This window comes from Sphingobacterium paramultivorum (assembly GCF_014109745.1).
Taxonomy (GTDB): Bacteria; Bacteroidota; Bacteroidia; order Sphingobacteriales; family Sphingobacteriaceae; genus Sphingobacterium; species Sphingobacterium paramultivorum.
This window is the reverse complement of the sequence record NZ_CP058555.1, coordinates 2,056,194-2,069,911: the sequence shown is the minus strand read 5'-3', so window position 1 is coordinate 2,069,911 and position 13,718 is coordinate 2,056,194. Positions and strand designations below refer to the sequence as shown.

The 13,718-nt window shown below is 44.4% G+C and carries 11 protein-coding genes; 4 read left to right on the top strand and 7 right to left on the bottom strand.

The features are described from left to right. Positions 1 to 9 precede the first annotated feature (9 nt). From HS960_RS09070 to HS960_RS09055, 4 genes are all read right to left on the bottom strand, one after another. A complete protein-coding gene (locus HS960_RS09070) occupies positions 10 to 750 on the bottom strand; it encodes an HmuY family protein (protein WP_182332222.1) in 741 nt (246 codons plus the stop codon). A gap of 223 nt (positions 751 to 973) precedes the next feature. Further along, positions 974 to 1,681: a hypothetical protein gene (locus HS960_RS09065; RefSeq protein WP_182332220.1), complete on the bottom strand. Its 708-nt coding sequence runs from the start codon at positions 1,679 to 1,681 to the stop codon at positions 974 to 976. A gap of 29 nt (positions 1,682 to 1,710) precedes the next feature. After that, the gene (locus tag HS960_RS09060; RefSeq protein ID WP_228280260.1) at positions 1,711 to 2,466 is read right to left on the bottom strand and encodes an HmuY family protein; all 756 of its coding nucleotides are present in this window, start codon (positions 2,464 to 2,466) and stop codon (positions 1,711 to 1,713) included. Positions 2,467 to 2,513: 47 nt separating this feature from the next. After that, complete coding sequence (locus HS960_RS09055) at positions 2,514 to 4,892, bottom strand: TonB-dependent receptor (protein WP_228280258.1); 2,379 nt, start codon at positions 4,890 to 4,892, stop codon at positions 2,514 to 2,516. 312 nt (positions 4,893 to 5,204) lie between these two features. Here HS960_RS09055 and HS960_RS09050 point away from each other — a divergent pair, with 312 nt between their 5' ends. From HS960_RS09050 to HS960_RS09035, 4 genes are all read left to right on the top strand, one after another. Continuing rightward, entirely contained in the window at positions 5,205 to 6,062 is an 858-nt protein-coding gene (locus HS960_RS09050) for a heme/hemin ABC transporter substrate-binding protein (RefSeq protein WP_145330214.1), read from the top strand. A 5-nt stretch (positions 6,063 to 6,067) separates the two neighbouring features. Continuing rightward, positions 6,068 to 7,099, top strand: coding sequence for a FecCD family ABC transporter permease (locus HS960_RS09045; RefSeq protein WP_228280256.1), 1,032 nt, complete (start codon positions 6,068 to 6,070; stop codon positions 7,097 to 7,099). A 33-nt stretch (positions 7,100 to 7,132) separates the two neighbouring features. Further along, positions 7,133 to 7,924 (top strand): heme ABC transporter ATP-binding protein, encoded by a 792-nt coding sequence (locus tag HS960_RS09040; RefSeq protein ID WP_120336043.1) that lies wholly within the window; start codon positions 7,133 to 7,135, stop codon positions 7,922 to 7,924. 91 nt (positions 7,925 to 8,015) lie between these two features. Next, positions 8,016 to 8,978, top strand: a complete 963-nt coding sequence (locus HS960_RS09035) for a helix-turn-helix transcriptional regulator (protein WP_075992433.1) — start codon at positions 8,016 to 8,018, stop codon at positions 8,976 to 8,978. Between the two features lie 18 nt (positions 8,979 to 8,996). On the opposite strand, the gene pdeM is transcribed toward HS960_RS09035, so the two are convergent. The 3 genes from pdeM to HS960_RS09020 are packed head-to-tail and all read right to left on the bottom strand — an operon-like array spanning position 8,997 to position 13,718. Further along, complete coding sequence (gene pdeM, locus HS960_RS09030; protein WP_182332218.1) at positions 8,997 to 9,659, bottom strand: ligase-associated DNA damage response endonuclease PdeM; 663 nt, start codon at positions 9,657 to 9,659, stop codon at positions 8,997 to 8,999. Further along, positions 9,656 to 12,118, bottom strand: a complete 2,463-nt coding sequence (locus HS960_RS09025) for a ligase-associated DNA damage response DEXH box helicase (RefSeq protein ID WP_182332216.1) — start codon at positions 12,116 to 12,118, stop codon at positions 9,656 to 9,658. Before HS960_RS09025 ends, pdeM begins: the two co-directional genes overlap by 4 nt. Positions 12,119 to 12,137: 19 nt before the next feature. Further along, a complete protein-coding gene (locus HS960_RS09020; protein ID WP_182332214.1) occupies positions 12,138 to 13,718 on the bottom strand; it encodes an ATP-dependent DNA ligase in 1,581 nt (526 codons plus the stop codon).

Sequence of the window (13,718 nt, the reverse complement as noted above, 5' to 3'; positions counted from 1 at the left end):
TTATATTATTTAGTTAGCAATCACAAATTTGGTACTGCCAGCTTTGGCAAGTACATATTGGAAAGAAAAGTAGGGTGTTGGTGAATCTTTAAACCAATCTTTTGGATCCAAGAGGTCTTTATAGATACTTTGTATCTTGATCTTGGCATAGTTTCCCTGGGCTGTACGGACGATCAATGTATTGCTTTCAATTGGATAGCAAACGTGTTTTTTGTTTTCCGCTCCACCACCTTTGATTACGCCATCAAAATCATATAAATACCAACCCAAGCCTTCACCAAAAGCTCCTGAATCATCCGTGCCATATGCTTTTTCACCTTTGCGGAACTCAGCATCTGAAGGGATATCGATTACATCTTCGAACTTTTTCTTGACAATTAGGATACCGCCTTTCCCTGGACCACCTTTACCAAATCCGTTTGCTGTATTGTTGCAATTGATAAAACTGCGGTATATTTCTGAGCAAGAGATGTCCCATCGTGCGGTTAGTTTATAATCCGGTGTCACAGCTTTGTTCTGTTCCAGGCTGTAATATATTGGTGATTGCGCCGTGGTTGGTGCACTTCCAGCAGGTAAGTCTTCGCCAAAATTCTTAACAGTAATCAAGCGGTTGAACATAGCTTCTGGTGCAACAGGATCTGGTTCAGGCTCTACTACTGTGGGCTCGCTTTTGCTACAGGACCCCAACACAATTAAAAATGCCAATACCGGTATGAATTTTAATAGGTTGCTGCGTTTCTTTATTTTCATTGTTACTAGTTTTTTTGTGTTAGTTGATACCTTGTCCCTTTTCTATACATGTAGTAGGGTTGTTAGTATGTTATTTTTATTTAAATTGATTCTAAATAATAGTAAAGATAAAATCTTTTGCTGATAAAGTGTGTATGAAAATTGGTATTTAATATATTTTTTTCGGTTTTTGATTTTTGGTTAACAAAAGCAGCTGGAATTTTAACCAGCTGCTATGTTGATATTATTTAAATTCTTGATAATCGATAGAGTAGAAAACCATATTGCTTGCTTTTTCATCAGCATTTGGTTTTCCATCTGAATAGATGCTATTCATTCGTATTTTAAATAATGGTTTTTTATCTTTTGATATTACGAGTGTTCTATTTTCTACTACAGTTACTATATGATTGACTAAACTATAATTGCACCAACCCGATTCTGTTCTAATCGTTTGCATTGCTGGGGAAATAATCATTTTATAGATTTCACTAGCGTTATTCTCAATAGAGATTAATTGATCAGAAGCTTGGACTTGATCAAAACTTTTATCAATATAGGATAATGTATAGCCCTTTTCGGTATTTGTTTTTAAAGTTACAGCTGCTGTTCCTGAAAGACTTAACATTTTGTCGGCATCACTGGTTGCATCATTTTCTTTGCAATCAAAATAATAATCTGCTGCAGCAGTTGTTGTTGCTTTTCCATCTTCACCGATTGTAAATTGTTTAAAGTTACGAAGTGAATAGGTATTGCCTGTACGCTTGATTGTTCCTTGTGTATTGATGGTTTTAGAAACTTTTGTTAAATCAACAGTTTCACCGTCTTTGACCATAACCTTAGCTTGGTATTCCGGCTCGACTTGCTCCACCTTATCATCATCCTTGCTACAAGAAGTAAAACCTAAACTCAATGCACATAGTAGTGCTGCTGTTGTAAATAATCTATTCATCTTTAATTTAATTGTGTAATTTTTCCTTATTATAATGTGTTTGTATTTAAATATTTGCTGCCATCCTGCTGTACATAATATTTAAATGTATAGTATGGGGCAGGCCAATTGAGGTTGGTTACCGCCGCTGGATTTCCCTTATAGGCATTGATCAGTTGCAACTTGGCATATTTGCCATCGGGTAAGCGAATCGCATAGGTACGATTGGGAAGCGCCTGCATAATATGGGTGCTCAAACTATAGCGAAACCAGCCATCCGAACCATCTGTTGCTGCCCAGCCAATTTTGTTTACTTCACTTTTATTAAACTCTTCATCCGAAGGGGCCACAGTTACACTCTGATAGGCTTGTCGCAGTAAAACCACAGCGGTATTATTTGCCTGGCCGCCATATCCCGGATTGTATTCATGCTGGGAATTGTTCACATAGATCTCCGAATTGTAAGGACCTGTAAAGGCAATATCCCAATCTTTTGTTTTAAGCCACTGCGCAGAATCGGCTTTGGTTTTAACCCATATTTGCTTTTGGTCTTTAAAACGAAAAAGAAACATAAAAAATGGTCTTTGCTCTTTTCCTTCAGTACCTTCACCCATGGCTGCATCGGTATCGCCAGCAAGATCTTTGATCAAGGTACTTTTGCCATCTTCTAATCCGATCGTATAGTCTTTGTCTTTCCCACAGGATACCACTGTCAATAACAATAGTGCTGAAAAAATACAACGGCCAATCTTGTGAAAGGAAAGCCAGATGCTACATTCTCCAATAATCATGCGAATCGTTCTCATCTTTTATCTTGTACTTTGTGTGCTAAATTCTTGTTCATTAGTCCTTATTATTCTTTTATCCAACGGTAGCTCACGCCGCCCATAATAACGCGTCCAGGTTGCCCGAGTAAATAACGGCTTGTAAAATTGAATAGATTGTCACCGATCAGACGCAGTGTCAATCTGCGGTTCATCAGACTCTTTTCCACAGTCATATTCACCAGTGTGTGATAGGGGATAAAGATGTCATATTTGTCGATAAACTGGTTGCCGTTATATTCCTGAAAAGGTGTGGCACTTCTGAAATTGACCCGCGCATTGACATTGACGCCCCAGGGTTTATATTCGTATTGGGCTTTTGCATTGAACATGTGTCTCGAACGGTCTTCAATACCCCAATAATCTGATTTTTTACTCTGGCGATATTCGCCTGTAGCGGGATCGTTGATCTGGTTATAGGGATAACTTCCCTTGGCAATACTATCCAATACACTCAGGTCTTTGGCGATCAGATATTGATAGCCCATCGACAATTGCAGATCTTTGGTCGCCTGATAGGTCAATGAAACTTCAAAACCTTTATTCATTGCTTTGGGCAGGTTGCGGTAGCTATAGATCTGTGCTACTTTGGTCCCGTTACCCACACTAACTGTGTTGATCTGATTGTTGATCCGATGGTAGAAGACCGAGAAATCGGCCTGAAATCTATTGGACGGACTCCAGGTAAGTCCAATATTGTTTGAAATGCTGGTTTCGGCTTTGAGGTTGCCCGCCACCAAATTGAGCATATAGCTGTTTTTATAACTCAGTTCTCCGGCTTGATCCATGGCTGCAATCACATCGGCTACGCGTTCTGAACCGACGACCAAATAGTTGGCTGCTGGATTGAAAAAGACCTGATAGCGCATCTTATAGTCGGGTGCCTTGAATCCGGCTCCGATACCACCTTTGATCAAAAGCTTAGGGCTGAGATGATACTGCAGGCCTAAACTTGGACTCAGATGGCCGTTGTAGACATTGGTCTGATCGTAGCGTAGACCCAGCGTCGTCAATAAGCGGTCGACAGGTTTCCATTCGGTCTGCAAATAGGCGAATGCGCTGTTCAATGAGCGTTTGGCATCCAGATCCTGGTTGTCCATCAGTTCAAGACTGCCGCCTATACCACCGGTAAGTTTGACCTGTTGTGCGGGGCTATACGCAAATTGCTGTTCAATGCGGTGTACATTCTGACCGAATTGCTCGGCACTGGCAACAATACCTTGTTGCAACCATTGTGCGGCGATCTGGGAGTGGAAACGCGAGAAATAGTAACGCGTCATACTGCGCAGTCCCGACTCGAAATTATGGTCGTAACTTGCCGAAAGGTTGATGTCCTGATCTTTTTGTTTATCCTGTAGTGTGGCCGATTCGGACCATGCATTGATCATTTCAGATTCTCGGGCTGCATAACGCCCTGTAACGCCCAAAGTCCCATTTTTGCTTGTACGATAACGTACCCGCCCCTGGAAACTATAGTTCGTATAGGGAGGAAAAGTGGTACTCTTGGGGTCCAGATACTGCTTGTCGGTATTAAAACCATCCGTGCGGTAGTAATTGCCCGAAAAGACGGCGCTCCCGCGTTGATTAGCAAAAGGTGTTTCTGCTTCCAGCGTTGCATCAACGGTATTGAGACTGCCGTAAAGAAGCGATGCCTGTGCCTGTGGTGTGATTGCACCATGGCGTGTAATGATATTGATCGCACCACCCAATGCGTCACTGCCGTATAAGCAGGAGGATGCGCCCTTGATGATTTCGATACGTTCGATGTTGGTCACCGAGATACGGGACAGGTCAAAGTTGCCACTGTTGCGTCCCAGCATAGGTTGCCCGTCTACAAGGACCATCACGTAGTTGCTGCTGAATCCCTGGATCTGTACACCGACGGCTCTGGAGCCCCCGGCAATATCGTTAACGATGGCGATACCCGTCTGTTCTTTTAAAACTTCATCCAGACGGCGGCTGCCCATAAGCTCAATTTCACGTTTGGTGATGACTTTTACGGGCATGGCTGCATTTTCGGCCTTAACGAGATTGTCTACAGCCTGCGCTTTACCCTGTACATCAACTACATCCATCTGCCGTTCTTCAGCTTTTAACACAATGTTCAGCTGCTGATTTTTGTCTTCCAAATCGATAACTTGGCCGTACTGCTGATAACCCATGGCCTGTACCAGTAATTCGTAGCGCCCCGCATAGAGCTGACTGAATTGAAATCTTCCCGCAGTATCTGTTTTAAAAGCATATTTGTCCGGATAAAGATATACGGTCGCATTGGCTACGCCTTTATTGGATTCGTTTTTCAATACACCGGAGATTTTCCATTTTTCCTGGGCTTGCAGGGTATAAACCTGGCAGGCGCATAAGGCGATCAGGGTGCTTGTTCGAATAGATGAGATGCTTCTAAACACTATTTTTATTTTTACTAATTCTAAATAATGTTACAAAAAACGGTAATCCGTCTGAATTTTTCTCTATGCAAAATGTCATAAATTCTATTTAATCCGTTTTTTGTGGACTGAAAAGTAGTTTGTTTTATGGGGTATATTGTTGTTTAGTAGTGCTTTATAGTTTATTTTACGTTGTGGAGTGCTATTCTAAAAGATTCGATATAATTTGTATTTAGACTGATTATTGATTTGTTTTGTACTCAAGTTGAACGGCGAGATGCGAAAACCATTCCTGGAAATCTGCTATCGCCATCATGGAGATAAAGAATTACGATGAGTAGATTTTATGTTGTTATACTGTGTTTTGTGATGCAAATCGGCGGATGGGCGACGGCACAGCAGAGAATCATTACCTTAAACAGTTCGTTGACCGAAACGATCTACGGACTGGGAGTAGGCGAGCGCATGGTCGCTACCGATGTGACAAGTATATCACCCAAAGCGGCTGCAGCCTTGCCGAGGGTAAGCAAAAATCGGTCGGTATCGGCCGAAGGTCTGTTATCTTTTAAACCAAGCATTGTTATTGCGAATGAAGGCGACGTATCCAAATCGGTCATTCAGCAGATTCGTGCGGCTGGTGTGAAGTTTGTCTCCATTAAACCAAATTATTCTGTTCCGGGTGCACTTCGTTACATCCAGGAGGTCGCAGATGCCGTCGGTGAATCTGCTGCCGGTAAAAATCTGGTTTCCCGCACGAAAGTAAGCTTGGATCATACCATGGAATTAGTAAAGAAGGAAAATCAGGGTAAAGCGGCGCCCAAAGTATTGTTTTTATATGCGCGTGGTACGGGTACCATGAGTGTGGCAGGTAAGGGCAGTAGCTTGGATGCGATGATTAATCTGGCTGGTGGTAAAAATGCGGTTCAGGAATTTTCGGATTTCAAACCCTATACGACGGAAGCGCTGGTGCAGGCCAATCCAGATATTGTGTTGCTATTTGATTTTGGCGCGAGTAGCCTTGGCGGAGAGGATGCTATCCTCAAACTGCCGGGTATGCGTATTACGAATGCGGGTAAAAACGACCGTATCTTGGTGATGAATGCCTCACTACTGGTAAATTTCAGTAACCGGCTGCCAGACGCAATCTTAGAATTGCACCGTGGATTTGGAAAAGTGATGGATTCAAAATAAAGCCGGTGCAAAAGAAACAGAAATTTATCCTATTAGCTTTGGGCCTGGTATTGGGTGTTGTAAGTATTGTTGCCTTGGGGATGGGGGCCTACCATATTCCGTCCGCTGATATCTTAACGATGTTGACACAAAAATTGCACTTGGGGAGTGCCGACGCTGTGCACAATATGCAAGGAGATGTTCTTTTTGAGATTCGTATGCCGCGTCTTTTGCTCGGACTTTTGGTGGGTGCAGCACTTGGGATATCGGGTGCTGCGATCCAGGGTATCTTCCGAAACCCATTGGCGGAGCCCGGATTGATCGGGATTTCTTCTGGAGCTTCCCTTTTTGCGGTACTGATTATTGCCTTTGAGACTTTTCTTTTCACCTCTTTAGCGGCCTGGATTGGATATTATATATTGGCTTTTGGTGCTTTTGTGGGCGCTGGTTTAACCGCTTTTTTGGTTTACCGTATCGCCAGTAAAAATGGCCGTCCAAATGTGACGACGATGTTGTTGGCGGGTATTGCCATCAATGCCTTTGCTGGTGCGCTGACGGGTTTGATGACTTATATGTCGACGGAGCAACAGTTGCGTACCATCACATTTTGGATGTTGGGCAGTCTTGGCGGGGCTACTTGGGATAACCTAAGGGCTTTGGCTCCCTTTATTTTGATCCCGGTGCTGATCTTGCCTTTTTTTGGAAAGTCATTGAACGCTTTTTCACTCGGGGAGTTGCAGGCGGACCTTTTGGGTATGCGTACCGATCGCGTCAAACGCTGGGTGGTTGTCTTATCCACGCTTGCTGTGGGAGCATCCGTTGCGGTGTCGGGTATTATTGGTTTTGTGGGATTGATTGTTCCACATACAGTTCGCCTGATGGGTGGGGCAGATCACCGATTTGTGCTTCCTGGTTCATTACTATTAGGGGCACTGGTGTTGACATTGGCAGACGTGATTGCCCGGGTCGCCGTGGCACCCATCGAATTGCCCATCGGCGTGATTACAGCTTTATTGGGTACACCGGTATTCTTGTATATTTTAATAAAAGATAAATAGTCTTTTGGCAGAGGCTTAAAAAATAATCGCATTATGCTACGTGTAGAGAAGATCAACTACGAAGTGAACGGACGAAAGCTCCTGAAGGATATTACCTTTCAGGTGCGCAAAGGAGAAATTCTGGCAATCCTAGGCGCCAATGGCGCTGGTAAATCGACGCTGATGGGGGTGCTTTGTGGTGAAAAGAAGCCGGATTCGGGAGCTGTTCATCTCAATGGCAAGGCACTGTCGGCATACGAGCCCGCGGCTTTGGCCAAATGCAGGGCTTTACTGAGTCAACAGCAGCAGATGACATTGAGTTTTAATGTAGAAGAGATTGTGCTGATGGGACGGTATCCGCATTATAAGAATAGTCCGAAGCAACAGGACTATAAGATCGTGGCCGAAACCATGGAACTTTGTGGGGTATCTGCTTTTGCTGAACGGGATTTTTTGAGTCTTTCTGGCGGTGAACAGCAGCGTGTTCATCTTGCACGGATCTTAGCGCAGATATGGGATAATCCGGATGCCTTGTTGTTATTGGATGAACCGATTTCGGCATTGGATCTGCACTATCAGCAGAAAGTACTGGCCATTGCACGAGCACTTGCCCGAAAAGGATTTATGGTGGTGCTGATTGTGCACGACGTCAATTTTGCCGCCATGTATGCCGATCGTATTCTGATGCTCAAAAATGGCCGAAAGCTCTTTCATGGTACCCCGGTGGAGGTATTGGCCCAAAAGGAGATCTATACCATCTTTTCGGTCGAGTCCAATGTCATTATGAATCCAAGAACATTGAAACCCTATGTTCAGTTGGAGGAAATGGATATTGACTTGGATTAACCGTGTTATTTAGAAAGATTATAAATAATTTTAGAATACCATCTTATTTCGTTAATTTTAACTGCTTCAGGCTTATTTAGGATTTGTAATCATGTTGGTGAAAAGTAAAATAGTAGAGTTGGCAGATTGGCTTTTTGAAGAAGAAATTCCGGATGGCTATGTTCCCGACAAACCTTTGGTGGAAAATAGGATATCCATATCCAAAGATCCTGTCCATATGGAGAATTTTCAGCTATCGACTTCAGGATTGTTTATCCTGCATTCGAAAATGCAGTTTGATCGGCCAGTGCAGGTGCTTACGGAGATCGAGGGCGAGACCATAACCAGCCAGTTTATTTTCTTTAAGCCGACAGATAGCAAATTGCCGTATGGTATGAGCCGGCATAATATACGCTACATTCCTTCTGTCAAATCCATTCATGAAGTGGAACCCGGTATTGAATACACGTATTTTATAGCTGTTATTTCCAAAGAGTATTACCTCAATCTGATCAAACGCGATTCGTTATTGCATCAGCAATTTGTGCATGAGATCGAAAAGGGAGAGTATGTGTCGTTTTCGGAGGAGGATCTGATGGCAACCTACGAGATGCAGCATACCATAACTGAGCTGATTGAATCCAAAAAGAAAGGGGAGATCCGTCGATTACATACGGAGTCACGTGTTGTTGAACTATTGATGTATCAGTTTGAGCAATACAATGAGAAAACGGAAAGCAGTGATTCGCTCTTTCATGAGGAGGATGTGCAGCGACTGGAGATGGCAAGGCAGATTCTTGAACAGCGTATTGCCAATCCGCCGACGCAAAAAGAACTTGCAGCAGAGGTGCTGACAAGTGAAAGTAAACTGCGTAAGGACTTTAAGGAATATTTTTCAGTGACCATTCACGACTATCTCACACGGGTGCGTATGGAAAAAGCCAAAAGTTATCTGCTCGAAGATAAAATGACGGTCTATGAGGTGGCACTGTTGACAGGTTATGGCCACCAAAATAATTTTAGCAGTGCTTTTAAAAAGTATTACGGTATCTCACCTGGAGAGCTCAAGATGTAATATAAGCTGGGCCTTGGATTAGTTTTTTCTGATCGGGAAGATGTGATCGTCCGAAATAGCATAGCTTTGATATAGGGAAGACAGGTCTTTACTGTCCAATCCCGTAAAAGTACTAAAAGCGGGAAGGATAATCTGATGATCAGATACGAGAAAACAAGGTAGGCGAACCTGTCGTTTCGGTGGAATAACCAGGCTGATACCTGGATGGATATGCCCACTAATCCGAAAAGAAGATGAATCTGCAGCATCAGCGGGATGGTGTTTAAATTGAATCTGTTGCGTTTCAAAAATTTCCTTGTGATGCACTATACCGAAACGGGTGGTCATTTGTTGTGATAAGCGGTCGTGATTGCCCTTCACAAGGTGAAGCTGGAGCTCCGGGTGTCGTTGTCTGAATGATTCCAACAAAAGTACTTCCTGATTGATGCCTGCGTGAATAAGATCGCCAACAACGATGACTTGTTTGGCTTGATAGTATGCTATGAGGGATTCTAGTCGATTGAGGTCGGTTATGGCTATATCCATGGGGATGGCAATGCCATGCTTCCTGAAATGCGCTGCTTTACCCAGATGCAGGTCGGACAAGATCAATGTTTTTTGGTCTTTCCAGTATATAGATCGCTGTGTGTTAAGGGTTAATTCCTGTTTATTGAAGGTAATTGTTTGTTCTCCGATTTTCATTTTCTGCGCTTCTTTTTTTGAGCATTGGTCTTTTCCATGCGTTGAATCCGTTCAATCAAGGCTTCGCTCGACAGGGATTGCCGGAGGCTATCCACCTTTATCGGAAAGCTCAATGGCGTATACTCTTCAACAAAGGTATAGCGTATTTTGCTATGATTGATCCTTTCAAATGCTTTTATTAATCGATGTTCTTCCAGTTGCTGGTTGAACACTTCGGAAAAAGCTTGTTTGAGCAAAAGGTTGGTGGGGTCGTGTTCCATCAGTACACGGAAAATAATCCCTGAGGAGGCCTGCAATGATTTGTTGTTTTGCTGTGTGCCTGGGTAGTTCTGGACAACCAGTCCCGAAATGACGGCGATATCCCTAAATTTGCGGCTGGCCATCTCTGCAGCGTTTATACTGCTGATCACATCATCCATCAAATTAGTCCGGCTCAAGAGCTGTTCGAGCTGCGTTTGGCTGAGCTGGATCTCTTTGTCGGAATAGAGTTCGAAGCCATAGTCATTCATGGCCATGGAAAAGCTGATGGGATACAACTTGCTGATGCGGTAGGCGATAAGTGCTGCCATGACCTCATGGATCAATCTGCCTTCCAAGGGGTAGAAAAACAAATGATGGCCTTCCCTGGTTTTGATATGTTCGACGAGAAATTCCGCTTCGCTCGGCACGGCCGAAAGTTCGGCCTGTTTTTCGATCAGTGGTGCCAGGAAATGAAGCTCTTTTTCACTTGCAGGAGCTTCTGTTGCCGCAGCCAATTTTTTTCTTAGGAAATGGCTCAAGTTGGACGATAAGGGAAGTCTGCCACCAAGCCAGCTTGGAGTAATGGCTTTACCCGATGAGTTTCTTACAAATACGATCATTTCCTTGACCATCACAAGTTCGAGTATCCGCCCCGCAAGAATAAAGCGTTCACCTTTTTTAAGTTTGCTGATAAAGTATTCTTCGATCATGCCGATGTAACCACCGGAGAGAAACTTTACGCGCATCATGGCATCACCGACAATAGCACCGATATTGAGCCTGTGGAGCAGTGCAAGACGACGGTTTTTGATGATCCATTTGCCTTCTTCATCTTGGATAACCTTGTGAAATTCTTCGTAGCGTTTGCCTATTTTTCCACCTGCAGTAATAAAATACATGCACCATTGCCATTCTTCCGTATCCATGTAGCGAAAGGCATGGGTATTGGCGACGATCGCATGCAGTTCTTCCGAACGAAATCCTCCGCCCAAGGCGATGGTTACCATGAATTGAACAAGCACATCGAAAGTTTGAACCATAGGATCCCTGTTTTCGATCGTCTGCGTTTTTACGGCCTCCTTAAGGGCGGCGACTTCGATGAGCTCCAGGGAGTGCGTGGGGACGAAATAAATCGTAGAGGTTTCGAAAGGGCTATGGCCGCTTCTTCCAGCGCGTTGCATAAACCGGGCTACACCTTTACTCGAGCCAACCTGTATGACTGTATCAACGGGTTTGAAATCCACTCCTAAGTCCAAGGAAGAGGTCGATACAACTGCTTTAAGTTTGCCACTGCTGAGATTGTCTTCGATCCATTCGCGGATATGGGCGTCAATGGAGCTGTGGTGTAAGGCGATTTGTCCGGCAAAATCGGGGTGAGCCTCCAGTAGCAATTGGTACCACATTTCACTTTGACTACGCGTGTTGGTAAAGAGGATCGTGCTTTTGCTAGCAAGGATAATCGGGACGACCTGATCGACGAGGTTTCCACCGAGGTGCCCTGCCCAAGGAAGGAGCTCCACTGTGCTGGGGAATATCGGTTTGATAGCAATTTTCTTTTTCTCCTTAGCAACGATCTGGATACGTTTGGTGGCCTGTGGAAGTAAAACTTCCATGGCTTCATCAAGGTTACCGATGGTCGCTGTGATACCCCAGACGCGCAGGTTTTTCGTATACGATTTCAGGAAGGAAAGTGCCAGCTCGACCATCACGCCCCGTTTGTTGCCCATAAGTTCATGCCACTCATCTACCGTCACACATCGCAGATTCTTAAAATATTTGTCGCGTTGTTTTTGAGCAAGCAGTAGGTGCAGGCTTTCTGGAGTAACGAGCAGAACGTCGGGCATGGAGCGGGTTTGCTGCGCTTTGATCTTGGGGTCGGTATCACCATTACGGACCTGTACGATCCAGTCGAGTCCAATTTCGTCTATTGCTGTTTGCATGGCCCGGGCAAGATCTTTGGCCAGGGAGCGTAGGGGTGTAATCCAGAGGAGCTTTAGACCCCTTTGATAGTGTTCCGGATGATTGAGGAAGTCCATCAGTACCGCCATAAAAAGGGAAAAGGTTTTTCCGAAACCCGTAGGGGCAATAACCAGTCCGCTATATCCCTGGCTATACTTTTCCCAGGCCTTGGTCTGAAAGCTAAAGGGGACCTTTCCTTGGGTTTCGAAATAGCCGTTGACAATTCGAAACCCTTCACTATGTGCTAACGTTGTGTTCAATATCTATTGTTTCTATTCTTTATTGTATCAATTTCTTAACCTCTTCAAGATCGTCGATCTCTGCTGCTGTTTTGTCTTTTCGCCAGCGCAATATCCTTGGAAAACGCAGTGCAATACCCGATTTATGCCGTTTGCTGTATCCTATACCTTCAAAGGCAATTTCAAAAACAAGTTCCGGTTTGACCGTTCTTACAGGGCCGAATTTTTCCAGTGAATTTTGTTTTACAAAGCGGCTCACCTCCAGAATTTCTTGATCTGTAAGCCCCGAATAGGCTTTGGCAATTGTTACAAGCTGATCACCGTCCCGTACTGCAAAAGTATAATCGGTATAATGTGCACTGCGACGGCCACTTCCTTTCTGTGCATAAATGAGTACGGCATCAATGCTCATGGGGTTGACTTTCCATTTCCACCAGCCACCCTTTTTGCGTCCTGTATAATAGGGTGAGTCTTTCTTTTTCAGCATCAGTCCCTCGCTGTTTAGCGCACGGGATGTTGCCTGGCTATGCTGAAGCGCGGACCAGTCTGCTGCATGTACCAAAGGTGACAGCTGTAATGTACCTGGAGGGTTTGCTTCATAGCATTGCTCCAGCAGCGCACGTCTATAGGTAAGGGGCTCATTGCGCAGATCGATGCCGTTCAGTTCCAGGATATCATATAGATAGACAGAAATAGGCACTTCTTCACGCAGTGATTTGGGGATGGTCTTTCGGTTGATCCGTTTTTGCAGCTCGGAGAAGTTCAGCACACGGCCATCTTTGACAGCGAGGATCTCACCATCGAGCACAAAATTTCCTTTCCACTGATTGAGAGCTTCGGTAATTTCGGGGAACTGTGCGGTTACGAGTTCCTCGCCGCGAGACCAAATATGTATCTCATCTTCGCGCTTGATAATCTGGCCACGTATACCGTCCCATTTGTATTCCGCTTGCCATTCCGTTATCGGGCCAAGTTCTTCGGGTGTTTTTTCTAAAGGATAAGCAAGGCAGAAGGGATACGGTTTGGAGCGGTTGGTGTTGCTGTAAGCACCCTTGACTAGTTTGTCGAATTCAACCTCATGTGTATTCCATTGCCCCATAATACTATGCGCCACGGCGCTTGCTTCGGTATTCGCATAATGTGCGATTGTGTTGATTAGTCCCTTGGCGGAAACACCGAGCCGGAAGCTGCCGCCGAGAAGCTTATTGAAAATAAAGCGCTCCACAGTGTTTAATGTATTCCAGGAACTGAGCACAAAAGCTTTCTTTTCCATTATGGTGGCATCCTGGAGGGCGATGATCTCGTCCATCCATTCACCCAGACTTTTTTCGATCAGCATTGCGGGCGGTGGTAGCAATAGGGACAGGGTCTCGGCGAGATCGCCGACAGCGGCATAAGATTCGATAAATAGCCACTCGGGGATCCCTGTAATTTCTAAAGTCCATGTTTTGAGGTCCTTTATTGCGATGCTGCGTTTGGGCCTTTTACCGGTCATCAGGGCCAGGAACCAGATTTTGTCTTTTTCTGTAGCCGTTCTGAAAAAGTCCAATATAGCCTCTTTTTTCAAATTGGTCTTATTGCTGCTATCAAGCGCATTGATCAATGTGGCAAATTCTTTCAT

What these genes read in the sequence shown, in the direction of transcription:
- HS960_RS09070 (WP_182332222.1), bottom strand. Translation starts at nt 750, where the DNA reads ATGAAAATAAAGAAACGCAGCAACCTATTAAAATTCATACCGGTATTG.
- HS960_RS09065 (WP_182332220.1), bottom strand. Translation starts at nt 1,681, where the DNA reads ATGAATAGATTATTTACAACAGCAGCACTACTATGTGCATTGAGTTTA.
- HS960_RS09060 (WP_228280260.1), bottom strand. Translation starts at nt 2,466, where the DNA reads ATGAGAACGATTCGCATGATTATTGGAGAATGTAGCATCTGGCTTTCC.
- HS960_RS09050 (WP_145330214.1), top strand. Translation starts at nt 5,205, where the DNA reads ATGAGTAGATTTTATGTTGTTATACTGTGTTTTGTGATGCAAATCGGC.
- HS960_RS09040 (WP_120336043.1), top strand. Translation starts at nt 7,133, where the DNA reads ATGCTACGTGTAGAGAAGATCAACTACGAAGTGAACGGACGAAAGCTC.
- HS960_RS09035 (WP_075992433.1), top strand. Translation starts at nt 8,016, where the DNA reads ATGTTGGTGAAAAGTAAAATAGTAGAGTTGGCAGATTGGCTTTTTGAA.
- pdeM (WP_182332218.1), bottom strand. Translation starts at nt 9,659, where the DNA reads ATGAAAATCGGAGAACAAACAATTACCTTCAATAAACAGGAATTAACC.
- HS960_RS09020 (WP_182332214.1), bottom strand. Translation starts at nt 13,718, where the DNA reads ATGAAAGAATTTGCCACATTGATCAATGCGCTTGATAGCAGCAATAAG.